Below are 24,186 nucleotides of genomic sequence, written 5' to 3'. Positions count from 1 at the left end.
CTTTTTCACAGAGTCGTAGGCGTATTCAATTCTGTAAAAGTTAGAAGGGTATTTACCCAAAAACAGAGGCTGGGTTGCAACCTCTGTGATTGGAAATTTTATTGACGAATGATTTCCATTCTCGAGAAGATGAGAACTGAGTTCGAGCTAAGAACTTCGGAAAAAATGATTTTCCGAACCCTAGATACTCAAAGAAATTCAAGACTAGGCTAGGCAACTGGACGAAGATTGAACTAGAGTTCATCGAGGAGAGTTAACAAAACCTAGTGAAGAATTTCGTGGCTCGGGATAAAACAATCCCCAGACCAACTGCTCGTTTCTGAATTCCTATTCTCGATAAGATAAGAACTGAGTTCGAGCTAAGAACTTCGGAAAAAAGATAACTTTCCTTGAATGCAAGCATTCAGCGTCAAGTTCCTATTTTTCTGTCGTTCTTTTAACGCTCTCACATCTTACTTTTCAGTAAACTCGCCGTCTACGACATCATCGCCTGCGTTGTTAGCTGTTTGGGCACCTTCTTGGCCTGCGGCTGCCTGTTGTGCTGCTGCGGCTTGCTCGTAGAGTTTCACTGCAAGGGCTTGAGCTTTTTCGTTGAGGTTTTCAAGTTTAGCTTTCATATCGTCCAAGTTGTTAGCTTCTTGAGCTGCTTTCAACTCGTCAAGAGCTGCTTGAGCTTGGTCGCGTTCTGCGTCGAAGCCTTTACCTTCGGTTTCTTTAAGCGTTTTCTCAGTCGCAAAGATTGCTTGGTCCACATCGTTACGAAGGTCCACTTCTTCCTTACGTTTCTTATCCGCTTCAGCGTTTGCTTCTGCATCTTTCATCATGCGGTCGATTTCTTCGTCTGTCAAACCTGAGTTTGATTGGATAACGATTGTTTGTTCTTTTTGCGTACCAAGGTCTTTGGCTTTTACAGAAACGATACCGTTCTTGTCGATGTCAAATGTTACTTCGATTTGTGGGATACCACGAGGTGCTGCAGGGATGTCTGTCAATTGGAAGCGACCAAGAGTCTTGTTGTCTGCTGCCATTGGACGCTCACCTTGAAGCACATGGATGTCAACAGCTGGCTGGTTGTCCGCCGCAGTTGAGAAGACTTGTGATTTAGAAGTTGGAATAGTTGTGTTGCGGTCGATGAGTTTTGTAAATACGCCACCCATTGTTTCGATACCAAGTGACAATGGTGTTACGTCGAGAAGAACAACGTCTTTGACATCACCAGTGATAACACCACCTTGGATCGCCGCACCCATAGCAACAACTTCGTCAGGGTTTACAGATTTGTTTGGCTCTTTACCAGTTTCAGCTTTTACAGCTTCTACAACGGCTGGGATACGAGTTGAACCACCAACAAGGATGACTTCGTCAATTTCTGACAAGCTAAGTCCTGCATCTGAAAGAGCTTGACGAACTGGAATCTTTGTACGTTCTACAAGATCGTAAGTCAATTCATCAAATTTGGCACGAGTCAATGTCATTTCCAAGTGAAGCGGACCAGCTGCACCTGCAGTGATGAACGGTAAGCTGATTTGAGTTGAAGTGACACCTGAAAGATCTTTCTTGGCTTTTTCAGCTGCATCTTTCAAACGTTGAAGAGCCATTTTGTCTGCTGACAAGTCGATGCCGTTTTCTTTCTTGAATTCTGCTACCATGTGGTCGATAATCTTTTGGTCAAAGTCGTCACCACCGAGCTTGTTGTCACCTGCTGTGGCAAGTACGTCAAAGACACCGTCACCGAGCTCAAGGATAGATACGTCGAAAGTACCTCCACCAAGGTCGAATACCAAGATTTTCTCGTCTTTGTCAGTCTTGTCCAAACCGTAAGCAAGAGCTGCTGCAGTTGGTTCGTTGACGATACGTTCTACTTCAAGTCCTGCGATTTTACCAGCGTCTTTTGTTGCTTGACGTTGGGCATCGTTGAAGTAAGCAGGAACCGTGATAACGGCTTTCGTTACTTTTTCACCAAGGTATTCTTCAGCGTAGCCTTTCAAATATTGAAGAATCATTGCTGAGATTTCCTGTGGCGTGTATTCTTTTCCGTTTGCTGAAACTTTTTCAGAAGTTCCCATTTTTGATTTGATAGAGATAATGGTATCTGGGTTAGTTACCGCTTGGCGTTTTGCCGCGTCACCAACGATGATTTCACCATTTTTGAAAGACACAACAGACGGAGTTGTGCGGTTTCCTTCTGGGTTTGCGATGATTTTTGATTCAGTTCCTTCAAGAACTGCAACTGCTGAGTTTGTTGTACCTAAGTCAATACCGATAATTTTAGACATATGTTTTACCTCTTTTTAATTTACTTTCTTTTCAAGTAGTTTTACGACATTTCGGTCAAGTTTCTTTTTTGGAAAATAGCAGAGCGACTATTCCGACACCACCACCATAGCAGGTCTCAACAGACGTTCATGCAACTTGTAGCCTTTTTGGAAGACTTGTGCGATGTGTTCTGCTGGGCAGTCGTCTGTGGCTGGAACAGTTTGAATGGCCATGTGAAGATTTGGGTCAAAAACATCGGTTGCGACTTCTTCCACCCCTTCTTCTTTGAGGGCTTGAATCAAGCTTTCCTGTACCATTTCCAAGCCTTTTTTGACATCATCAGTCAATCCTTCGACTTGAAGCGCGCGTTCCAAGTTATCCAAACTTGGCAAGATTTTCTTAGCTAAATCTTGCGAACGGTAACGTTGAATGGTTTGGCGTTCCTCGTTGGCACGACGTTGGATGTTTTGCATTTCAGCATGGGCACGGAGGTACTTGTTTTCAAATTCCTCTGCACGCTCATTTGCCAAATCCAATTCTGACTTTTCAGGCGTTTCCACAACTTCTTCTGTTGCTTCAACCTCTTCTACGATTTCTTCGTTTTTGATTTCTTCTGACAAAGCATTCTCCTTCTAATTGACTTCATAGTGATTGCTACTTAAGTATCGGTAGTAATCGGTTAATTTCATAAATAGGACGCGACTGATGATGTTGATTAAGCTCATCTGCCTACGGTAGTCCATGTCAACAGGACCAAGCAAACTCATCTGGGCCATGCCCCGATAGGGGATTGGAAAGCGATGATGAATGACTGTCACATCCGCTAGGGCAGGATCCCTATGTTCCGCCACAGAAATGCTGGTCTGCTGGTTTGGCGCCAAGCCTTGCCGCAACTCTGGGGCTAATAGCTGTGGGCTATCCAAGAGCTGATAGGTGGCGAGATTGCCATAGGTCAGCGAAGCGACCTTTCCACTGATAAAGACTGATTCTTGGAAGAGGTTGGAAAAGATGTAGTCCATGAGATCCAAGACATTGTCCGTCGTGGTAAAGTAACGTTGCACCACCTGGGGAATCTCCGTCCGCAGCTTGTAGTGGATTGCCAAGACCGTCTGGTCAACGAAGCGTTCATCCACCAGGCGTTTGAGCACTTCCAAGTCCCTGGTCAAAAAGTTCTTGGGAATGGCAAACTGAACAGTGACAGGTTTGGACTGATCCAAGGTCAAGACTGCCAAGGCATCATGGCTACTGAGTTGCACGATGTCAAAGGAAGTCAACTGCTGACTGGTCGGCTCCACATCTAAGATGACCGAAGTGTAGCCTGTCAAATCCGCTAGGACTGTACTGGCCCGCTCCAAGATGTCTTCCAACTTGAAGGCTTCAAAGTCGAAGGCCTTGACCACCTGATAAACATCTTCTTCATTGATGTGTTCCAAGTTGAGCGAGTGGTTGACAAAGTATTGAAAACCAGCCCGACTGGGCATCCGACCGCTTGAAGTATGAGCTTTTTCTAGCAAGCCCAGTTGCTCTAGCTTAGCCATATCATTGCGAATGGTAGCCGAACTAGAAGCAATCATCTCCTGCAAGGCCTTAGAACCAACCGGCTCATGATGACGCGTAAACAATTCAACAATCAGATTCAAAATATCATTTTGACGTTGGGTAATCATCTCCGCTCCTTTCATGAACACTGTTTTAGTTACGCTCAATGAAAATCGACAGTAGCCTAGGAAGCGAAGCCGAATGTAGAACTGAGGTTCACAAAGGCAAGCTGACAACGGATAGTGTTGATTTTCGAAGAGCGATTAGCACTCGCGTCTATAGAGTGCTAATTGCTTATACTCCCATTATACGCCGAAAAAATGGATTGTCAAGAGAAAAAACCAAAAAATTAGCACTCTTTTACCTAGAGTGCTAAAAATCGATCTAAGGACCTAGTTACTTCCCTACTTCAATCAAAAAAATCAGAGAATATCCCTGATTTCATATCTTTATTTCCCTTGGGCAATCAATTCTGCCCCACGTTTGCGGTAGGACAAATCCCCAACTGCTTCAATTAAAAGCTTGCCATTTTCGTATTTGAGGACGGTGATTGAGCCGTTATCCAGGAAGACATTGGCACCACGCTCTGGCTCCAACAGATGGGCCAGGGTTGCAATGGTCATACCGTGACTGACCACAAGGGCATTGCCGCCGCCCTGCTTTTCCAAGTCTTGGGCGATCGCCTCAAAGCCTGTCAGGATACGATTGCTCAAAACTTCCCATGATTCCGCCCAGCCAGCGGTGTCTGCCTCTTGGATACCTGCTGCGATTTCCGCAAAGGACATGCCTGTCGCATCAACTGTCCCTTTCAAACGAGGCAGGACACCTTGGAAAAGCTCGGCATCATACATGCCCTCGAAACTACCAAAGCACCATTCACGGATACGCTTGTCTTGGTAATATGGGATTTTTCCTAAAATTCCCAACTCACGCTGGGCAATGGTCATGGTCTGAACGGTCCGCCCCAGGTCACTGGATACGGCTAGTTTAAAATCAAGGCCTGCATCCTTGAGCCCCAAGCCCAATTCACGAATCCCTTCCTCACCAGCCTTGGTCAGCGGTGTATCACACCAGCCCTGCACGCGCCCGATGGTATTAAACATGGTTTTCCCATGTCGAGAAATATATAATCTTACGTCCGCCATAGTATTCTCCTTGTCTTTTCTTACTATATAGTCATTTGAATTAGCTTTGATACATCGTCACTTTCGGCTTGCTGTACTCTAGTACTACCTGCACCTCAGTTCCTTGTCTGAAAGCTAATTCACTCGACTATAGTATAACAAAAAACCGACTGCTTGTCGCAATCGGTTTACGTTTTTAGTTCTTAAAACTATGAATCGGTGCTGGAATTTGTCCACCACGGTTGATAAAGTCCACAGACGAAGCTTGATTGACCTTCATAACAGGAGCTGTTCCCAGAAGGCCGCCAAATTCAATCATGTCTCCTTCTTTTCCAAGTGGAATAATACGGACCGCAGTGGTTTTCTGGTTGATAACTCCAATAGCCGCCTCATCCGCAATCATAGCTGCAATGGTTTCAGCTGGCGTTGTTTCTGGAATGGCAATCATGTCCAAACCAACTGAACAGATAGCCGTCATAGCTTCCAATTTTTCAAGGTTAAGCGAGCCATTTTGTACCGCCGCAATCATGCCCTCGTCCTCAGACACAGGGATAAAGGCACCTGATAAACCGCCGACTTGGTTGCAGGCCATGACCCCACCCTTTTTGACTGCGTCATTGAGCAAAGCCAGGGCAGCAGTCGTTCCGTGCGTACCTACGGTTTCTAAGCCCATTTCCTCCAAAACCCGTGCCACCGAGTCGCCAACGGCTGGAGTCGGAGCAAGGGACAGGTCCACAATCCCGAACTTGACACCCAGGCGTTCGCTGGCCATATTGCCGACCAACTGACCGATACGGGTAATCTTGAAGGCCGTCTTTTTGACGGTTTCTGCCACCACATCAAAGCTCTCGCCACGCACTTTTTCAAGGGCACGCTTGACCACACCAGGCCCAGACACGCCGACATTGATGACCACATCCGCCTCGCCGACACCATGGAAGGCACCCGCCATGAAAGGATTGTCCTCGACCGCATTGGCAAAGACCACCAGCTTGGCCGCCCCCATATCAGAAGCCTCCGCCGTCTCCTTGATGATCCGCCCCATGTCCCGCACAGCCGTCATGTTGATGCCCGTCTTGGTCGATCCGATGTTGACCGACGAGCAGACCTTGGAGGTTTGGGCCAATGCCTGCGGTATGGAGTTGATAAGGATTTCATCCCCTTTTTGGTAACCCTTTTGAACCAGAGCTGAAAAACCTCCGATAAAATCGATGCCGATCTCATGAGCTGCCTTGTCCAAGGCATGAGCCAAGGGAAGATAATCCGTGGCATCCGTCGCCGCACCAATCAAAGCAATTGGCGTTACCGATACCCGCTTGTTGACAATGGGAATTCCTAGCTCCGCCGCAATCTCATCACCAACCGCTACCAAGTTCTTGGCCTTGGTCACAATTTTGGTATATACTTTCTCAGCAGCCTTATCGATGTCCGAGTCGATACAGTCCAAGAGGGAAATCCCCATGGTAATGGTCCGAATGTCGAAGTGCTGCTCCTCAATCATCTCAATGGTTTCTCTAACCTGTCTAATATCCATGACCGCTCTCCTTACAAGTTGTGCATAGCATCAAAAATCGCCGCACTTTGAATGTTGATTTTCACATTCAAACTTTGACCAAAAGCATCCAATTCTGAACGAAGTTGCGTGAAATCTTTCTTCTCATCCGATGACACCACCGCCATCATGGTAAAATACTCATCCAAAACTGTCTGGGAAATATCGTCAATATTGAGTCCCAATTCTGCAATCTTAGTTGCAACACCCGCAACAATCCCTGACTTGTCCTTACCGACAACTGTAACAATAGCTTTCATCTGAACACCTCTTCTAAATTTTCATATATTTTATCATAAATAGACAGAAAAAGGTAGAAATCGTCTAGATTCTACCTCTATCATACGTGTTTACAACTCCAACTGTTTCTTCTATTCGGCTACGGCTAGAGTTGCCTAGTTTTTAAGTTGCAAACTTTCTATTTCTGCCAGTCTATGATACACTAGTGTCACCGAATTTCACTAGATTGTTGGTGGTGACAAGCTACCAACCTTTCTTTTGTTCAGAAAGGATACTTATGAAGATTATCAAACAATTATGGTGGTTCTTTTCTCTTGAGAAAAAGGCCTACCTGATTGGGATTTTATCACTCTGTTTGGTCAGCGTCCTCAATCTCCTTCCCGCTTCTATCATGGGGCAGTTGATTGACCAGATTGCCAGCGGACAGTTGACTGAGCACCGCTTGCTACTCGGGGTAGCTGGGCTCATCTTGTCAGCCTTGGCCATGTACGGCCTCCGCTATCTTTGGCGAATGAACATCCTGGCAACATCTTATCGTCTAGGAAAAATCATGAGGGCTCGGCTGTTTGACCACTTTATGCACCTGCATCCAACCTTTTTTCAGCAATATCGGACTGGGGATTTAATGGCCCACGCAACCAATGATATCAATGCCCTGACCCGACTAGCAGGTGGTGGCGTCATGTCCTTTGTTGATGCTACCGTTACTGCCTTGGTTACACTGGTCACCATGAGTGTGAGCATTTCCTGGCAGATGACCTTGGTTTCAATCCTCCCCCTGCCCTTCATGACACTCACTACTAATTTTCTAGGCCGTCGTACCCATGAAAATTTCAAGGCTTCACAAGCAGCCTTTTCAGAGCTTAACAACAAGGTACAGGAAGCTGTTTCTGGTATAAAGGTCACTAAATCCTTTGGCTACCAAGAACAAGAAACGGCGGCTTTTCAGGAAGTCAACCAAGTAGCCTTCTTGCAGAATATCAAAACCATGCGGTACGATGCCCTGTTCAACCCTGCCGTCCTCTTCTTCATTGGCCTGTCCTACCTGCTGACCCTTCTAGTCGGCTCTCACTTCATCTCGCAAGGTCAGGTCAGTCTAGGCCAACTAGTAACTTTCATGACCTATTTAGATCTCCTAGTCTGGCCTCTTATGGCGATTGGTTTTTTGGTCAATATTAGCCAGCGTGGTGATGTATCTTACAATCGGATTCAGACTCTTCTCAGCATTTCCTCAGAGGTTATTGAAACAGATCAACCGCTTCCTGCACCGAGCAATGGAGAGATTGTCTATGAGATTAGCGAATTTGCTTATGATAACATACCAGTCCTCCAAGACATCCAGTTTCACATCAAAAAAGGGCAGACAATTGGCCTTGTGGGGCCAACAGGTTCTGGGAAGACCAGCCTGCTCAAGCTCCTCATGCGAGAATACGATGTGACAAATGGACGGATCTTGCTCAATCAAGAAAATATCAAGAACTACAAGCTAGCTGACCTACGACGATTAATCGGCTATGTACCCCAGGACCAGTTCCTCTTTGCGACCAGCGTTGCCGAAAATATCCGCTTCGGCAATCCCGATTTATCTCTAGATCAGGTAGAAGAGGCCGCTCGGGCTGTCCATGTCTATGAGGATATTCAGGATATGCCCGACCGCTTTGATACCATGGTTGGCGAGAAGGGGATTTCCCTTTCTGGCGGACAAAAACAACGGTTGGCTATGGCCCGTGCTATGATTCTCAATCCAGATATCCTGCTCTTGGATGACTCGCTCTCAGCGGTAGATGCTAAAACAGAACACGCTATTCTTGAAACCATTAAGAAAGAACGCCTTGACAAAACCACCATTATCACCGCCCATCGCCTGTCAGCTATTGTCCATGCCGATTTGATTCTGGTCCTTGAAGATGGGAAAATCGTAGAGCGAGGTCGTCACCAAGAATTACTAGATGAAAAAGGCTGGTACTACGATACCTATATGATGCAGCAACTCGAAAAGGAGGAAAGTCATGCTCTCTAAAACCAAGCAAGCTAGTGTTTTTTTGCGACTCTTGTCCTATCTCAAAGCTTATCGACTGCTGACAGTCCTTGCCTTGAGCTTTTTGCTGCTGACTACCGTGGTTCGCAGTCTAATTCCCCTTCTAGCCTCTTATTTTATCGACCACTACATTTCTACTATTTCAGAGACTGCTGTGGCTATTCTAGCGGTCTACTTTGCCCTCTATCTGCTCCAAATGGTGCTTCAATATTTTGGAAATCTCTGGTTTGCTAAAGTTTCCTATAGCATTGTGAGAGATATTCGCAGGGATGCCTTTGAGAGAATGGAAAAACTGGGAATGACTTACTTTGACCAGACTCCTAGTGGTTCCATTGTTTCGCGAATCACCAATGATACAGAGAGCATTTCGGAGATGTTTTCAGGGATTTTATCCAGTTTTATCTCAGCTCTCTTTATTATCATCACGACTCTTTCGACAATGTTTGCTCTGGATTGGAAATTGACCAGTCTAATCGTTCTCTTTCTGCCCGTGATTTTCGTCCTAGTTGAACAGTACCGGAAGCGGTCTGCTCCCATTGTGGCTAAGACCAGGAGCCTGCTGAGTTCTATCAACAGCAAACTGGCTGAAAGTATTGAGGGAATTCGGATTATCCAGGCTTTTTCTCAGGAGGACCGCTTAAAAGCAGAGTTTGAAGCTATCAACCAGGAACATCTGGACTATGCCAGTCATTCTATGGCCTTGGACAGTCTCTTTCTCCGCCCTGCCCTGTCACTTGTTAAGATTTTGGCCTATGCCCTACTCATGACTTATTTTGGTTTGGACTGGTCACAGGCTGGAATTTCTGCTGGTCTTATCTATGCTTTCATCCAGTATGTCAATCGTCTTTTCGATCCCTTGCTGGATGTCACGCAGCATTTTTCCACCCTTCAAACCTCTATGGTATCTGCCGGACGGGTCTTTACGCTCATGGACCAGACCATCGAGGAGCCACTACAGCTGGACCGAGAGGCCAAGATTGACAAGGGGCACATTGTCTTTGAGGATGTTTGCTTTTCCTATGACGGTAAGCGACAAATTCTGGACAAGGTTTCCTTTGAAGTGAGACAGGGGCAGACCATCGCCTTTGTGGGTGCTACGGGGTCGGGCAAGTCCTCTATCATCAATGTCTTTATGCGTTTCTATGAGTTCCAATCTGGACGGATTTTGATTGACGGTCAGGATATTCGTAGCTTTTCGCAAGAAGAATTGCGGTCCGCGATTGGCCTAGTCCTGCAAGATCCCTTCCTCTTTCACGGAACCATTGCGACCAATATCCAGATGTATCGGGGTGTTTCCCAGGAGGAAATTGAGGACGCGGCTCGATTTGTGGAAGCTGCTCCCTTTATTGAGAAAATTCCTGAGAAATATGACCACCTGGTCACTGAGCGGGGGACCTCCTTTTCGACAGGTCAACGGCAACTTCTGGCCTTTGCACGCACCATGGCCAGTCAACCTAAGATTCTCATTTTAGACGAGGCTACCGCCAATATCGATTCTGAGACGGAGCAGACAGTCCAGACTTCTCTTGAGAAAATGCGAAAAGGGCGGACAACCATTGCTATCGCCCACCGCCTATCAACTATTCAAGATGCCGACTGCATCTATGTCTTGGACAAGGGAAAAATCATTGAATCTGGTAACCACAAACAACTCCTGTCCCTCAGAGGTCACTACCACCGTATGTACCAGTTGCAAGCCGGGCAATTGTCAGCGACCTAGAAACCACACCGCAACAAAAGCCAAGTTCACAAAGAACTTGGCTTTTTTATGTGTGTAGATTTTTCAGCGAATCTGTTGATTGCAGACTCCTTCCTATTGCACTTCCTGCTCTTTCTTGTAGTCTGTCACAGTCATGCCTGTCCAGTTTATTTCAACCCTCGTGACCGACGGGCATAGGCTTTCCAGTCAATCCCACGAGCCTCACACCAGTTTTGTACATTAGGAGCCAAGACCAAATCTTTCTGACGGAGTTCCGCAATGTTCTTAGCACCCAGCATGGTCATGATTTCTGCCATCTGCCATTGGAAAGTTTTAATAGCCTGCAGGCCGTCATCAAAACGATGCCCCTTACCATCCTTGACATACTGAAGGAAATGATTGGACATCCCAACAAGGTCTGCACCGAGGGCCAATGATTTGACAATATCTAGTGGTGTCTTAATACCACCAGATGCAATCAGACTTGGACGAACTTCTTCAGGAACAGACATGGCTTCTACCAAGGATGTCACAGTTGACTGACCCCAACCTTCTAAATAGGTATAATCATTGAAGGTCCGACGGACATTTTCAATCTTGGCGAAATCCGTCCCCCCAGTACCAGACACATCAATGGTCTTGACACCGACAGAAGCCAGCTGGGCAACCGTTTCTCGGCTCATGCCAAAACCAACTTCCTTGACGATGACCGGTACTTCCATCTCCCGCACTAGGGTTTCAATATTCTTCAACCACATGGTAAAGTCACGGTCTCCCTCAGGCATGACAATCTCCTGGGGTGCATTGACATGGATTTGGATGGCATTGGCCTCCAACAAATCCACCGCCCGCTTGGCATTCTCAACACTGTGGTGGGCACCTAGATTGGCAAAAATAATGCCATAAGGATTTTCCCGACGCATAACGGAGAAGGTTTCCGCAACAGACGGATCCTTAATCGCCGCACTAACCGAACCCGAAGCCAGAGCAATCTTCCCAAAATGCCCCATAATTCCCAACAGACGATTGATTTCCCGCGTCTTCTTGCTTCCACCGGTCATAGCATTGATGAAGAAAGGAAAGGCAAAGTCCAAACCAGCTACACTGGTCGAAATATCCACTTCATCCACCTTGGTCTGAGGTAGGGAATGATGGACAAACAAGGTCTCCGTAAAGTCCTTGGCCGGTGTGACACTATATTGCTGGTTGGCCAAGCCAACGTGTTGATCCTTGCGGTCTAAACCAAATTCTCCTAGATAAAACATAGGGTTCTCCTTATTCTCTACTTGTGATCTTTAGTTGGAGTGGAAGAATGCTGGCTTGTTGCCAAGCCTTCTCAATCGCTACTTTTTGTTCCTTACTGTCTACCAAGCAAATGCCGCAGTCACCACCGCCTGCACCAGATGATTTGGCCACCGCTCCATAAGTCTGGGCCAGGTCACAGAGTTGGCTCAGTCGAGGCGTTTCAATAACCAAGCCCATTCCTCTCGCAAAGTCTTGTAAGAGCTTGCGGTTTTGAGCAATGGCCTGTCTTACTGACGCTGAGTCATTTGTCTGACAAGCTACTATCAACTGCTCTACACAGGTCTTGGAGTCGGCTAGAAACTGGCTATGAACTTGCTCTTTTTCTGCCTGACTTTTTTGGCTTTCCATCTGGGAAACCAATCGATCTGTCGAAGCCGCCGACCCTGTCCAACCAACCAAGAGGTCTAAGCCTTCTGGTAGCTGGATAGGGCTGATGGACAAACCTTGCCAATCACTTTCTACCAGATCAAGCAGGGACAGCTCTGCCATTTTCCCTAAAAGCCAAGAACGGTCCAAGGAATGATAGGCGATCAAGCCACCAAAACTGGAAGCCGCCAAGTCACCGAAGGAACCCGTCATGCCCAGCTTGGTCTGGGCCAAGGCTGCCAGCTTATAGGTCAGCAGGGCATCTGGTCGGTGACCGTAGTAGGTCAGCAGGGCCCTGACCGTCGCAATCGTCACTGCCCCTGACGACCCCAAGCCGTACTTGGCACCTGAAGTCTGGTCATCCAGGTCAGATTGGACCACTAGGCTGTAGGTTGCTTGACAGGACTGACCTTTGGCTGTCAGATAGGCTTCTGTCACCTGCATGGCTGTTTCAATCAGAGCATAGGGATGGTCACCTTGGACATGAACGACACCTTCCTTACGCTCCCAGGTCAGATAGAGGTCTGCTTGCTGGCTGGAATGAAGAAGGCCTCGGTCACTTGTTTCAATGGTGACAGTCAGGTATTGGTCAAGGGCCGCAATCACTGCGGGATAGCCTGCCTCGACAACTGCGTATTCCCCTGCTAGAAAGAGTTTTCCAGGTATCTTTACTTGTACTTTCATGCTACAAGCCCTTTTCAAACGCTACTTGTGAGGCCTGCCAATCATCTTCACTGAGGACGTAGGCAGCAGGACCAGGCTTGCTGGTGATGATTTTCTCCCTTGGGAAAACTTTGCCCAATTCGGCTACTAGCTCATCCATTTGACTTGCTCGGCAGAGGACCTTGACATTCGGTCCGGCATCCATAGTCATGTAGGCTGATAAGCCACTTGCCTCACGAACCTGACGGACTGCCTCTTGGGCCACTAGGCTATCGGCTGACCAGTATGTAAAGGGCGGATTAGCAGATAGAGTTGTCGCATGCATTTTCATGCCGTTGTGTTCCGTAATCTGACCAAGTTTTTCAAAATCACGGTTGGCAATAGCTGCCTTGATGTCCACCAAGTCTTGTTTGGCGGTTTCTACCCAGGCTGTGTAAAATGGTGAGGTGGCAACCGTGTGATCCATTCCCTCTCGACTGGCAATCTTCTTCGGCCCAGTATTGACGGCTAAGACGACCATGGCAATATCCCAATCGGCATCGTCAATGGGATGAGCCATAGAATCTTCCGAACCCGTTCCCATATCCCACTCGACAAATCCACCGAATAGGCTACGTGTGCTAGAGCCAGAACCCCTGCGAGCAAGGGTTGATAGGGTGGCTGGTGACAAATCTAAATCCAAGGCAGTTGCGGTTGCCAGTGCAAGTGCTGCGAAGGCTGATGCTGAGCTGGCCAAACCAGCCGCAGTCGGAACAAAATTTAGACTTTCCACTCGGGCAAATGCCCTTTCACCTATATATTCGCAAAACAAATCCAAAAATCGAGAAATTTTTAAAATTTCTTTTTCTTTTTGTAAGATTCCGTTGAGATAGAACTCATCCGCAGTTAATTCTGGGTCAAAAACGACCTTGGTATCCGTATAAAACGCGTCAAGGGTCAGGGATAAACTGGAATTCATGGGTAGGAATAATTCCTTATCGCGTTTTCCCCAGTATTTAATCAAGGCAATATTGGTATGGGCACGGGCTATGCCTGTTTGTTTAGTCATTGGTTTCTCCTAAGTACTGTATCCAGGTTTGGCGGGCACCTGCTTGGTCAAGGATGTGTGCAAGATTTTGGGCATCCTGGGCTGTTCTTGCCAGGGCAATCATGCAGCCACCTCGACCGCCACCAGTTAATTTGGCTCCCAGGGCTCCATTTTCTTGGGCAAGGCTGACTAGCTTATCCAGGCTAGGATCAGACACGCCTAATTTTTGTAGGAGGGCATGAGCTTGGTTCATTCTGCTGCCTAGAAGCTCTGCCTGGTCTGTGGCTAAATCTTCCTTGGCCTGTCGGGTCAAGTTGCCCAGTTCTTCTACTAGTTTGATAGCCTCTGGCCTTTTCTCCAACAAATCCGCCACGTCTGAAATGGCTTCTAGGGTATTTCCCGTCACACCTGTATCAGCCACTACCAAGTGGGCACGGAGTTTCAGCTCCAAGGGTTCGATGGGCTGGTGCTTGATATAGAAGACGGGGGACTTGCCGCTGGTGGTCGCCGCATCTATGCCTGATGGATTCCCGTGAGCAATTTTTTCCGAAGACTGAACGATGTCCCAGAGTTCGCTGTCAGTCAGTTCTTTTTCATAGTAGGCAAAGAGGGCGCGTGCCACTGCAACTGCCACGGCTGCACTGGAACCCATGCCTCGCTCAGCAGGAATGGTGGAACTAATCTCGATATGAATAGCTGGGTCTGTCGGTGCTCCGATACGATAGAGCGAGAAACGGATGGCATGCTTGAGGCTTTCCCAGATTTTTGGCATCTTGTGAACTAAGCCTTTATAGAAGTCACAAGCAACAGTCAGCGCTTCCCCTTGAGCAGTTACCTGAGCAATAATTTCAACAGCAGAAAAAGGCATAGCAATTGCTGGTTGCCCATAGACCACCGCATGCTCTCCCATCAAAATGATTTTTCCATTTGCTTTTCCTACTACCGACATACTTTTCTCCTTATACAATCACTACTATTATACCACTTTTACATAAGAATAAAACACACGAAAACAGCCGGCCGCGGCCGACTGTTCTCTAGGAGATTATATGATACCTAGCTCTTTGTCGCGTGCGACTTAGAGATAGGGACACCTTTAGGTGAAAAGATGGACGAATATAACTAAGCAAACTTCCAAAATGTGCCGAAACACGAAAACAGCCGACCGCAGCCGACTGTTCTCTAGGAGATTATATGAAAAAGAAATTCGCTATTTCTAGCTTGAATATAGTATAAATCTTTGAACTTAAACAAAACTGAAAGTTTTCTTAGCCTTATCTTAAATTGATTCTTGTTTTGAATACCTATACTGAAAAAATAGCACCCCTGCTCGGAAGGCATTATCTAAAATCGTTGCAATCCAAATGGCTGACAAACCGATTTTAAAAAATGTTACAAGTAAATAAGCTATGCCAATCCGCACTAGCCACATACCGATAGTTGTGGCGTAAAAGGGTAATCTAGCATTTCCTAAACCTTGCCACAGAGCTGTCAAAATAAGAGTGCCAGCTGTAAAGGGAACTCCCAACATGGCATAAAATAATACTGTTTGACTAGCTTGTGCTGCTTGAATATCCTTAGTATAAAGATCGATTAGGAAAGGACCCGCAAAATAAGTCACACCAGCTACCAAAAACATAAACAGCAAAGAAAGGCCAAAGCTTGTTCGAAAAATATGTCGGACCATAGCCTTATCCTGTCTGTGTTTCGCTGTAAGGATGATTGTCGCGGTAGCAATCCCTAAAGCCGGCATATAATTAAACTGCGTCAGGGTTTCTCCAATCGCATTTCCAGCTACCGTCGCTGTTCCTAAGCTGGTAATCAAAGCTACGACTACCACATCTCCCACCCGCATCATCAACCGTTCACCAGTTGCTGGCAGGGCAAGTCTAAGCAGTTCTTTATCAAAGGACCAGGTCCATGGTTTTAAAGAAATCGGTAAGCGAGACCAAAGCAGACTACAACCAATAAATCGCGATAATACCGTTCCAATCGCAACCCCAGCTACACCTGCATGAAGCACAAAGACTGCAAATGCTGAAAATAGTGCATTTAAAATGTTAGAAAGCAGACTGATATACATAGGAAAACGTGGTTCCCCCAAGGTTCGTAAGATTGCACTCAAACTTGTCATAAGTCCCAAAAAAAGTGCTCCCCCACCAACCAATATCAAATAAAGACCTCCAGCCCGTACCACTTCTGACTCTGCTCCCAAGCTAGTAAGTACTATTGGACCTGCCAGAACTGAAAAAATTCCTAAAAGGAGACCGATAAAAACTGTAAACTTAACACTTTCACTAGCAGTTCCTCCAATGCCTTCTGAAGTCTCTTTACCCAAAGTCTGAGCCAAACGAGAAGACACCGCTGCTGCTAGGGCAATAAAAACCGCCTGATAGACGGCTAAAATATTATTAGCAAGGGAAACTCCAGACAAAGCTACGATGCCAATACTGGCTACTAGATAAGAGTCTACTACCCCCATTAACATCTGGAGAAGGTTTTCCCCCATGGCTGGAAAGGCAATAGTTAAAATTTCTTTATAGGTTTGTTTGTTCATAATCTCTATTTCAACTGTTTAATATCTACTATTTTATCACAAACAAGATTCAATAGCTCTTCATCGTGAGAAATTAACAAAACCAACTTATTCTTCATTTTTAAGTCTACTAAAGCGGTAGCAACTTGTTGCATTCGTCTCAAATCCAAGCCGCTCGTCGGTTCATCAAAAATGAAAATTTCCTTATCTGCCAGTAAGCTGGCCACTATCATCACGCGCTGTTGTTCACCACCCGATAAACTGACCGGATGCCTCTCCAACAAATCCGATAGACCAAAACGAGCTACCAAACGTTCATCGACAGCTCTATTTTTCCTTCCAAGAGTAAGTTCTCGCTTAACACTTTCCGCAAATAGTTGGAGTCGAACATCCTGCATAACAAAGGCTGTTTTTTCCAATCTCTGGCGACCAGACAAGGTTTGACCTTGCCAAGAAATCCTACTCTTCTTATCTTCCGCTAAACCGACCAGATAACGAGCAAGGCTTGTTTTTCCAGAACCATTCGCTCCAACCAAACCCACCACCTGTCCTGGTGCCAAGCAAAGTTTTTCAATCTCGTAGAGAGTATTCTCTTTCTGACTTACCGATAAATTTTCAACAAGTAAACCCTCTTTATCATTAACAAATTGGTCCGCCAGCTCCGCTATTGCCCGCCCATAAGGCTCCGAGTCATAACAACGCAGTCCCATATCCTGACGGCATTCTTCTGTCCGACTTAAAAACTCATCTGCTAGATAATCCGTCACCACTTGCCCATCTTGAAAATATAAATAGCGATCTGCCAACTGACTGAGATAAGACAGTCTATGCTCGGCAATAATAATGGTCTTTCCTTGGCTTTTTAAAGTTTTCAAGATGTCCTGTACAATCGCAATCCCTTCCTGATCTAGGTTGGCAGTCGGCTCATCTAAAACCAAGACATCTGTCCCTTGCATGGCTGCAACGGCCAAGGCTAGACGTTGTTGCTGACCACCTGATAGACTGGAAATCGTTCGCTGGCTAAGAGAAGCCAAACCAAATAATTCCATAACCCAAGCCAGGCGATTCTCGATTTCTTCTCTTGACAAACCCTGATTTTCACAAGGGAAAACCAATTCCTGCAAGACTTGACTATGAAAAAATTGAGTAGACGGATGCTGAAAGACGGAAGCAATGTGCCGAGATATTTCTTCCAGACTAGATTTTTGTAAATCCAAGTCCCCTAAGAAAATTTGTCCCGAAAGCTGAGCAGGATAATATTCTGGCGTCAAACCATTCAGTACCTTGAGAAAACTAGACTTCCCAGCGCCACTCTGCCCACATAAAACAACACACTGGCCTTCTGGAATAGTCAGATCCTCTATCTGCAAGGCTGGTTTATCTGCCCCTGAATAAGTTAATGCTACATTTTTTACCGTCACAGCCGGACGAGAATCAGAAAAATGAGACAACATAAGCAAAGACTCCAATCTAGCACGGTCCAAGACGACCGAATATATGCAGGTGATTTTGTAGATACAGCCAAACCTTTTGTCAGACTGGCTACTGTCAATTCCTGAGCTGTTCGCAAGAGAGACATCATCAAGGGAACCAAGAAAAACTCCATGTACTGGAGTGGCTTACAAACCACATCTCTCTTCCGTAAAAAAATTCCTCTAACCTTCAAAGAGGCACAAATCGTACGAGCATCCTGTTTAATGGCAGGCAGGAAACGAAACATTACTCCCAACGTCAAAAGAAATACCTCTGGCAGGTGCCATTTCCGCAAGCCATGAATGAGTTCGTAACCACTTGTCGTCATCAGCAATAGATGTCCTGCCAAAAGCGGAGGCCATGTATAGGTCAATACAAGCAACAAATGCGTCAGCCATGCTGGAAAAAATGTAATATATGATAACAGACAAAAAATAGAATAGGCTATCGGACTCATTATAGCCATTTTCCGCTTTCCAGAAAACCAGAAAAGCAGGCTAAGGCCTAAGACCAGCACTGCATTTTCTAGTATTGTAAGACGCATCCCATAGGTAAAACTAGTGAAGATGACGAGAATAATTTTTGTACGAGCATCTAATTTCATGAAAGATAACCTGATTGTTTAAAATAGCGCTGAAGCATATATTGACCAAACAGACCACTGATAAGAGCTGTTAAGATAATGGTCGTTGACAACCAGAGTACATTCCTTGGAGTGAAATCCAGCATGACACGAGCGATGTATTCTGCTGATTTTCCACGTGCCAAAAGATTGGCCTCATAGGCATCACGCATGAACCACATAAGAATAATCGGTCCCAGGTTTCCAAAAGAGAAAATGATATAGCTAAGAAGATTGGTCCATTTTTGTTTATAGTGACCTGACTTCGCTACCATTTCTGACAAAAAACCAAAGGTCAAGCTTGGGAGAAAGGCCGCTGTCATATAGCCTGATAGGAAAAAGAAACAGGCCATTACCGCTCCAACCAGACTAATTGAACCAAATTTACCAACCTTGGCTACCAATAACATATAAACAGGTCCTGCCAAAAGGGCTGCTCCAGCAGGTGCATACATCATATTACCCGAACGATCAAAAACCAAGCTCAACAAGGTTCCTAGACCAACACAAACAAAGTAGAGGGCAGCAAAAGCCCCTGTTACCATCAGATCTTTTACTTGTAATTTCTTCATTTATCTTTCCTTTACTAATTGTCCGTCTTCCAAGCGAAAAATGGTATCCGCACAAGCCATGGTCGATCTTCTATGGGAAATCAAGAAGACCATACCCTGACAGTGTGCCTTGACCAGCTGGATAAAGCGGGCTTCATTGAGCGAATCCAAGTTGCTGGTCGGCTCATCAAAGATATAGCAGTCAGCGTTTTTGAGCAGGGCCCGCATGAGTTCCAGGCGTTGTCCTTCTCCTGCTGAAAAGTCACTGGCTTCTACAATCGTATCCAAGCCCTGCGGTGCTGCCAAAATCCGTTCTTTCATGTGGCATTTTTCTGCCAAGTCCATGATGGTTTCGTCTGACACATCCGTCCGCCCCAAGAGGAGATTGTCCCGAATGGTCTGGCGGAAGATTTGTGGTACCTGAGGTACATAGGAAAAGGAGCCTTGCAAATGAGCCTTGTCTACCTTCCGACTATCCAAGCCAGACAGGTTGATTTGACCTTGCTGCCAGTCATACCACCGCATGATCAATTTCATCAAGGTGGATTTTCCTGCACCGGACTCACCGACCAGACCAACGATGCCACCCTGTTCAAACTGGACAGACAGATTGCGATAGAGCCCTGTTTCTCGGTCATCATAATCGAAGTCAACTTGCTCAATAGCAATATCTTTTACGCTGACCTCAACCAAGTCACCTGTTCGCTCTGCTTCTTTTTCATCCAAAAGAGCATAGATGTTCCGACCAGCATTCATAGCCCGCTTGAAACCAAGAGGCAGACGGCTGAGCTCCAAGAAGGGAGCAAAGGAACTAGTAAAGGACACCAGAAGAGCCACTCCTGTCGCCAGTTCCAAGTTTTGACTGCCAACCAAGTCGAAGGTCAGCCAGGCAAAGCCCATGATAGACAGGCCCACCACCAAAAAGGAAACGGCATACTGCATAAAGTTGGTCTGGGCAACCTTTCGCTCCTGACCGTTGACCTCCTGACTTTTCTGCGTCAGAGTGGCAAAACGAGCATCTGTCTGCTGGAATTGCATGAGGTCCTTCATGCTCTTGAGGCTTTCAATAAAGTAGGAAACATAGCCCTTGCGACTGGCATTTTGCTCCTTGAGCAAGGGTTGCAGCTGCTGGGCAAATCGATTTGGAATGGCAATCGCTAGAAGGGCGTAGGTCACCAGAGCCAAGAGAGCCAAGCCCCAGCTGGACAGACCAAAATAGACCGTCAAGCCAAGAGCCACCATAATCCCTGTACAAATCGGAGCAATGGTATGGGCAAAGAAAACCTCCAAGGCATCGATGTCCTCCCCAATCATCTTGAGCAGGCTACCACTGTCCTGCCGGTCCAATTTCCCAGGAGCCAGGGCCCGCAATTTCGCAAAAATCAGACGGCGGTAGGCAGCCAGGGTATGAAAGGCCACATAGTGACCGAAGTAGTGCTCGCCATAGCGGAAGGCCCCACGCAGAAGAGCTAGAATGACTAAAGCTCCCAAGGTCCATAGCGGAGCAGAATTGCCAGCAAGGGCATCAAAAGCCAGATAGACCAGGGTTACTGGAATAGCAATGGTTACCACCTGTCCCAAGACCGCAAAGCAAACCGCCACCGCAATCCGTGGCAAGAGGTGTTTCATCGAGCCCAAGAGTCTCGGAATCAGCACCCGTGTCGGCATTTCTTTCTTATCCATAAACGGCTTCCTCCAATTCTCTTTGTTGGTCGACCAGCTGACGATAGGCCGAGCTAGTCTGATAAAGTGTAGCATGGTTGCCTGTCACAGCCCCCTCCGCAGACAAGAAGAGAATATCATCTGCCTGCTCCACTTGCTTCATCTTATGGGTAATAATAATGACAATGGCATCCTTGGCCACCAAGTTAATCAAATCGTAAATCAAGCCTTCATTGTCCTGATCGACGCTAGAAGTAACTTCGTCAAAAATATAGAGCGAGCGTTTGGCCAAAACCGCACGGGCACAGATGACCTGCTGGCGTTGACCTGGTGACAAGAAAGCACCGTCATCGCCCACAATCGTGTCTAGACCGTCTGGCAGATTCTTGACAAATTGCAAGACCCCATGCTGATCTGCCCAAGCCAAGATGTCCTCCTTGGTCCAGTCACCAGCCATGCGTAAATTCTCATAGATCGACTGGTTGACCAAGGTTGACTGACCCGACACATAGAGGACCTGCTCATTCAGCGACAACTGACTGACAGAAGAAATCTCCTGCTCACCCAAGTAAATCGCTCCCTTATCCGCTCGCAAACGTCGCAAGAGCAACTGGGACAAGGTCGTTTTCCCCTGCCCTGACTCACCCGCCAAGGCATAGACCTTTCCAGCCGTCATGGTCATAGAAACATCGTTCAAGACTGGCTTTTCTCCGTAGGCAAAGGCCAGATTTTCCAGTTTCAGACTGTCAAAAGCAGGCACATGGGCAGCATCGATTTCCTGCTCCGCTGTCATACTGTCCAGGAAACCAAAAATGCGATCCGCCATCTTGGTATTCATCATGACCAAGTGCATACCGTAGCCCTGCTCCCGTATGGGTGCAAAAAACTCCGTCGCAATGAGGACAAAGAAGAGCATACTAAAGAGGGAGAGATTGCCTGCCGCTAGGCTATTGACCGCTACAAAACCAGACAGACCAATTCCCAGATACATGACCGCATCCATGTAGCCCACCGCTTGCAGCTGGAAGCTGAGCAACTCCATGGTCGCATCGCGGAAGTCCTCCGCCTGCTCATTGAAGGTCTTTTCATAAGCCGCGTCCGCCTGATAGGAATAAAGGGTGTTGAGCCCCTTGAGGTCGTCCAAGAAAAGATTGCCCACATCCATGTAGGAGCCCCAGTAGCGATTCATGATCCGCTTGGACCGCTTCTGCATAGCGATGATGGAAATGGGTATCAAAGGCAAGGCCAGGATAAAAATGACCGCACCTAGCGGGAAAATCAGAAAGACCAGCAAGAGAACCGTCGCACAGTTGAACTGGGTCCGCAAGGAAGAAGCCATGTAGTAGGAATAGTAGGTATCCAGGCTGTCAATCCCTTGCGAAGCGATATTAAAAACATCCGCCGCTGTCGCCTTTGACTCAAACTGACCGTCCTTGGCCAAGAGAGCCTCAAAAAAGGACTGCTTGAGCGAATCCCGAGCAAACTGGGAGCCCAGACCTTGCAAACGCTTGGCAATCAGGGCCACACCATAACCAAAGGCATTGAGCCCTAGCAAGATGAGGACAAACCGTATTAAATCAACCTGACCGCCCTCATAGTAGGTCACAAAGCCCTTAGCAATCAGATAGAAGGAAATAATCCGCATCAAAAACTGTACCCAGGATAGAAAGGCTGCCAAATAGACCAGCTTCATCTTGGGCTTGATGCGTTCTTTGAGCCGCTTCAAGAGGGCTTTTTTCTTTTCTCTGGAGATTTTCCCCTGTTCTTGTGCCATACGCCACCTCATCTACAAGTATTCCTATACAGTATATCATTCTTTGAATTATCTGTAAATTTTAATTTAAATTACAAAAAGAAAACAAACCACTCAAGATGAGCAGTTTGTCATAATTCATTTTTTATTAAACACCCAAATAGCGCTCTACCTCAGCCTGCATATCTGCAGCTGCAACGACGGTATTGTGGCGGACAGGTGCTGTTTCCAAACCGTCCACAGCTGGTGGCAGGGCTACACCTGAAATCTCATGCAATTTGGCAAGGGCTTCGAAGTCAGTCAAGCCTGACTGGCCTGTCACAGCTTCAACCGCAACCACTGGGAACTTGTAAGGACTTGCTGTAGAAGCGATCACTGTCGGAGTTTGGTCACCTGTTTGCTCCACATACTGTTTATAGACAGCTGAGGCAACAGCCGTATGTGGATCTTCAATGTAGTCTGTCTCCTCATAGACACGCTTGATTTCCGCAGCGGTTTCTTCTTCCGTCGCAAAGGCGGCAGCAAAGAGAGATAGGATGTCCGCGTCAGCTCCTTGAATGTCATACTGACCAGCTGTGTTCAAGGCTTCCATCAGCTCAGCTGTTTTTGCAGCGTCATTGCCAAAGAGGTGGAAAATCAAGCGCTCCAAGTTAGAGGACACCAAGATGTCCATGGACGGACTGGTGGTCACGCGGAAGGTACGGTTCTTGTCGTAAACGCCCGTCGAGAAGAAGTCGGTTAGGACATTGTTATCGTTGGAAGCACAGATGAGCTTGCCAACTGGCAGACCGATCTGCTTAGCGTAGTAAGCCGCCAAGATGTTACCGAAGTTGCCTGTCGGAACGGTGAAGTTGACCTTGTCTCCCGCCGCAATCTCACCAGTCTTAACCAGCTGAGCGTAGGCATAGACATAGTAAACAATCTGTGGCACCAAGCGGCCGATGTTCATGGAGTTGGCAGATGAAAACTGAAGTTTCTTAGCCGCCAATTTGGCACGAAGAGCCTCATCATTGAACATATGCTTGACGTTGGTTTGGGCATCGTCAAAGTTTCCGTCAATGGCCACCACGTGGGTATTAGCCCCTGTCTGCGTGGTCATCTGCAATTCTTGGACCTTAGACACCCCGTCGCGTGGGTAGAAGACGATGATTTGCGTGCCAGGAACGTCTGCAAAACCAGCCATGGCTGCCTTTCCTGTGTCACCTGAAGTCGCGGTCAAGATAACAATCTCATTTTCCAAACCGTGCTTTTTAGCAGCAGTCGTCATCAAGTAAGGCAGGATGGACAGAGCCATGTCCTTAAAGGCAATGGTTGAGCCTCGGAAGAGCTCCAAGTTGTACTGACCTTTTAACTTAACCACTGGGGCAATAACTGGCGTGTCAAACTTGCTGTCGTAGGCGTTGTTGATACAATAGTCCAGTTCATCTGCTGTAAAATCATCCAAGAAAGCCGACAAAATGAGCTTAGCAACTTCTTGATAAGAAGCATCTTTAAGAACAGAAAAATCCAAGTCAACTGTTGGAATCGAAATCGGTGTAAACAAACCACCGTCGGTCGCCAAGCCTTGTAAAATCGCCTGACTAGCCGATACAGTATTTTTAGCATCGCGTGTTGATTGATATACTAATGTCATGGTATCCCTCATAAAAAATCTATTTTTTCTATTCTACCATAAATTGACAGAAAATTGTGAAAGATAGATAGAAAAGTCTCTTTTTCTCGGCTAAACCCTACCTTTCCAACCACTTTCGCTTTTTTCAGGATCTCCACCATTATTTCT

At 46.6% G+C, this 24,186-nt stretch carries 19 protein-coding genes; 2 read left to right on the top strand and 17 right to left on the bottom strand.

Annotated features, from left to right (window positions below; all coding sequences use genetic code 11):
• Window positions 1-452: 452 nt before the first annotated feature.
• The 6 genes from dnaK to ODU46_RS06845 form a co-directional block, all read right to left on the bottom strand.
• Window positions 453-2,276 carry a molecular chaperone DnaK gene (gene dnaK, locus ODU46_RS06870; RefSeq protein WP_024417547.1) on the bottom strand — a complete coding sequence of 608 codons (1,824 nt, stop codon included), beginning with the start codon at window positions 2,274-2,276 and terminating at the stop codon, window positions 453-455.
• An 87-nt stretch (window positions 2,277-2,363) separates the two neighbouring features.
• Window positions 2,364-2,876, bottom strand: a complete 513-nt coding sequence (gene grpE, locus ODU46_RS06865) for a nucleotide exchange factor GrpE (RefSeq protein WP_398579422.1) — start codon at window positions 2,874-2,876, stop codon at window positions 2,364-2,366.
• Window positions 2,877-2,888: 12 nt separating this feature from the next.
• A complete protein-coding gene (hrcA, locus tag ODU46_RS06860) occupies window positions 2,889-3,923 on the bottom strand; it encodes a heat-inducible transcriptional repressor HrcA (protein ID WP_044761805.1) in 1,035 nt (344 codons plus the stop codon).
• Between the two features lie 321 nt (window positions 3,924-4,244).
• The gene (locus tag ODU46_RS06855) at window positions 4,245-4,940 is read right to left on the bottom strand and encodes a histidine phosphatase family protein (RefSeq protein ID WP_044677167.1); all 696 of its coding nucleotides are present in this window, start codon (window positions 4,938-4,940) and stop codon (window positions 4,245-4,247) included.
• 175 nt (window positions 4,941-5,115) lie between these two features.
• Window positions 5,116-6,453, bottom strand: a complete 1,338-nt coding sequence (locus ODU46_RS06850) for a PFL family protein (protein WP_044689797.1) — start codon at window positions 6,451-6,453, stop codon at window positions 5,116-5,118.
• A gap of 11 nt (window positions 6,454-6,464) precedes the next feature.
• Window positions 6,465-6,731, bottom strand: coding sequence for an ACT domain-containing protein (locus ODU46_RS06845; protein ID WP_027972534.1), 267 nt, complete (start codon window positions 6,729-6,731; stop codon window positions 6,465-6,467).
• Between the two features lie 257 nt (window positions 6,732-6,988).
• Here ODU46_RS06845 and ODU46_RS06840 point away from each other — a divergent pair, with 257 nt between their 5' ends.
• Both ODU46_RS06840 and ODU46_RS06835 read left to right on the top strand, forming a co-directional pair.
• Window positions 6,989-8,731: an ABC transporter ATP-binding protein gene (locus ODU46_RS06840; RefSeq protein WP_105135838.1), complete on the top strand. Its 1,743-nt coding sequence runs from the start codon at window positions 6,989-6,991 to the stop codon at window positions 8,729-8,731.
• Entirely contained in the window at window positions 8,721-10,469 is a 1,749-nt protein-coding gene (locus ODU46_RS06835) for an ABC transporter ATP-binding protein (protein WP_398579421.1), read from the top strand. Before ODU46_RS06840 ends, ODU46_RS06835 begins: the two co-directional genes overlap by 11 nt.
• A gap of 146 nt (window positions 10,470-10,615) precedes the next feature.
• Here the strand turns inward: ODU46_RS06835 and fni are convergent, their stop codons facing one another.
• The 11 genes from fni to thrC all read right to left on the bottom strand — a co-directional run bounded on the left by fni (window position 10,616) and on the right by thrC (window position 24,039).
• Window positions 10,616-11,713: a type 2 isopentenyl-diphosphate Delta-isomerase gene (gene fni / locus ODU46_RS06830; protein WP_398579420.1), complete on the bottom strand. Its 1,098-nt coding sequence runs from the start codon at window positions 11,711-11,713 to the stop codon at window positions 10,616-10,618.
• 10 nt (window positions 11,714-11,723) lie between these two features.
• Window positions 11,724-12,803 carry a phosphomevalonate kinase gene (locus ODU46_RS06825; RefSeq protein WP_398579419.1) on the bottom strand — a complete coding sequence of 360 codons (1,080 nt, stop codon included), beginning with the start codon at window positions 12,801-12,803 and terminating at the stop codon, window positions 11,724-11,726.
• A 1-nt stretch (window position 12,804) separates the two neighbouring features.
• Window positions 12,805-13,830, bottom strand: a complete 1,026-nt coding sequence (mvaD, locus tag ODU46_RS06820) for a diphosphomevalonate decarboxylase (protein ID WP_253216696.1) — start codon at window positions 13,828-13,830, stop codon at window positions 12,805-12,807.
• Complete coding sequence (mvk, locus tag ODU46_RS06815; protein ID WP_398579418.1) at window positions 13,823-14,758, bottom strand: mevalonate kinase; 936 nt, start codon at window positions 14,756-14,758, stop codon at window positions 13,823-13,825. Before mvk ends, mvaD begins: the two co-directional genes overlap by 8 nt.
• Before the next feature lie 330 nt (window positions 14,759-15,088).
• Complete coding sequence (locus ODU46_RS06810) at window positions 15,089-16,366, bottom strand: MATE family efflux transporter (protein WP_105135832.1); 1,278 nt, start codon at window positions 16,364-16,366, stop codon at window positions 15,089-15,091.
• Between the two features lie 5 nt (window positions 16,367-16,371).
• Window positions 16,372-17,799 carry an ABC transporter ATP-binding protein gene (locus ODU46_RS06805; protein ID WP_398579417.1) on the bottom strand — a complete coding sequence of 476 codons (1,428 nt, stop codon included), beginning with the start codon at window positions 17,797-17,799 and terminating at the stop codon, window positions 16,372-16,374.
• Window positions 17,763-18,422 (bottom strand): energy-coupling factor transporter transmembrane component T, encoded by a 660-nt coding sequence (locus tag ODU46_RS06800; RefSeq protein WP_398579416.1) that lies wholly within the window; start codon window positions 18,420-18,422, stop codon window positions 17,763-17,765. Before ODU46_RS06800 ends, ODU46_RS06805 begins: the two co-directional genes overlap by 37 nt.
• A complete protein-coding gene (locus ODU46_RS06795) occupies window positions 18,419-19,012 on the bottom strand; it encodes an MptD family putative ECF transporter S component (protein ID WP_253216701.1) in 594 nt (197 codons plus the stop codon). The genes ODU46_RS06800 and ODU46_RS06795 overlap by 4 nt, the downstream gene beginning before the upstream one ends.
• On the bottom strand, window positions 19,013-20,674 hold the full coding sequence (locus tag ODU46_RS06790; protein ID WP_398579415.1) for an ABC transporter ATP-binding protein: 1,662 nt from the start codon (window positions 20,672-20,674) through the stop codon (window positions 19,013-19,015).
• A complete protein-coding gene (locus ODU46_RS06785; RefSeq protein ID WP_398579414.1) occupies window positions 20,667-22,427 on the bottom strand; it encodes an ABC transporter ATP-binding protein/permease in 1,761 nt (586 codons plus the stop codon). The genes ODU46_RS06790 and ODU46_RS06785 overlap by 8 nt, the downstream gene beginning before the upstream one ends.
• 127 nt (window positions 22,428-22,554) lie before the next feature.
• Window positions 22,555-24,039, bottom strand: a complete 1,485-nt coding sequence (gene thrC, locus ODU46_RS06780) for a threonine synthase (RefSeq protein ID WP_398579413.1) — start codon at window positions 24,037-24,039, stop codon at window positions 22,555-22,557.
• Between the last annotated feature and the right edge of the window lie 147 nt (window positions 24,040-24,186).

The sequence above is a fragment of the Streptococcus sp. 2020WUSS089 genome (genome assembly GCF_044427405.1).
Lineage (GTDB): Bacteria > Bacillota > Bacilli > Lactobacillales > Streptococcaceae > Streptococcus > Streptococcus hashimotonensis.
The sequence above is the reverse complement of the archived record's forward strand: the minus strand, read 5'-3'. Positions and strand labels throughout refer to the sequence as shown.

What these genes read in the sequence shown, in the direction of transcription:
- dnaK (WP_024417547.1), bottom strand. Translation starts at nt 2,276, where the DNA reads ATGTCTAAAATTATCGGTATTGACTTAGGTACAACAAACTCAGCAGTT.
- hrcA (WP_044761805.1), bottom strand. Translation starts at nt 3,923, where the DNA reads ATGATTACCCAACGTCAAAATGATATTTTGAATCTGATTGTTGAATTG.
- ODU46_RS06855 (WP_044677167.1), bottom strand. Translation starts at nt 4,940, where the DNA reads ATGGCGGACGTAAGATTATATATTTCTCGACATGGGAAAACCATGTTT.
- ODU46_RS06850 (WP_044689797.1), bottom strand. Translation starts at nt 6,453, where the DNA reads ATGGATATTAGACAGGTTAGAGAAACCATTGAGATGATTGAGGAGCAG.
- ODU46_RS06845 (WP_027972534.1), bottom strand. Translation starts at nt 6,731, where the DNA reads ATGAAAGCTATTGTTACAGTTGTCGGTAAGGACAAGTCAGGGATTGTT.
- ODU46_RS06840 (WP_105135838.1), top strand. Translation starts at nt 6,989, where the DNA reads ATGAAGATTATCAAACAATTATGGTGGTTCTTTTCTCTTGAGAAAAAG.
- ODU46_RS06835 (WP_398579421.1), top strand. Translation starts at nt 8,721, where the DNA reads ATGCTCTCTAAAACCAAGCAAGCTAGTGTTTTTTTGCGACTCTTGTCC.
- fni (WP_398579420.1), bottom strand. Translation starts at nt 11,713, where the DNA reads ATGTTTTATCTAGGAGAATTTGGTTTAGACCGCAAGGATCAACACGTT.
- ODU46_RS06825 (WP_398579419.1), bottom strand. Translation starts at nt 12,803, where the DNA reads ATGAAAGTACAAGTAAAGATACCTGGAAAACTCTTTCTAGCAGGGGAA.
- mvaD (WP_253216696.1), bottom strand. Translation starts at nt 13,830, where the DNA reads ATGACTAAACAAACAGGCATAGCCCGTGCCCATACCAATATTGCCTTG.
- mvk (WP_398579418.1), bottom strand. Translation starts at nt 14,758, where the DNA reads ATGTCGGTAGTAGGAAAAGCAAATGGAAAAATCATTTTGATGGGAGAG.
- ODU46_RS06810 (WP_105135832.1), bottom strand. Translation starts at nt 16,366, where the DNA reads ATGAACAAACAAACCTATAAAGAAATTTTAACTATTGCCTTTCCAGCC.
- ODU46_RS06805 (WP_398579417.1), bottom strand. Translation starts at nt 17,799, where the DNA reads ATGTTGTCTCATTTTTCTGATTCTCGTCCGGCTGTGACGGTAAAAAAT.
- ODU46_RS06800 (WP_398579416.1), bottom strand. Translation starts at nt 18,422, where the DNA reads ATGAAATTAGATGCTCGTACAAAAATTATTCTCGTCATCTTCACTAGT.
- ODU46_RS06795 (WP_253216701.1), bottom strand. Translation starts at nt 19,012, where the DNA reads ATGAAGAAATTACAAGTAAAAGATCTGATGGTAACAGGGGCTTTTGCT.
- ODU46_RS06790 (WP_398579415.1), bottom strand. Translation starts at nt 20,674, where the DNA reads ATGGATAAGAAAGAAATGCCGACACGGGTGCTGATTCCGAGACTCTTG.
- ODU46_RS06785 (WP_398579414.1), bottom strand. Translation starts at nt 22,427, where the DNA reads ATGGCACAAGAACAGGGGAAAATCTCCAGAGAAAAGAAAAAAGCCCTC.
- thrC (WP_398579413.1), bottom strand. Translation starts at nt 24,039, where the DNA reads ATGACATTAGTATATCAATCAACACGCGATGCTAAAAATACTGTATCG.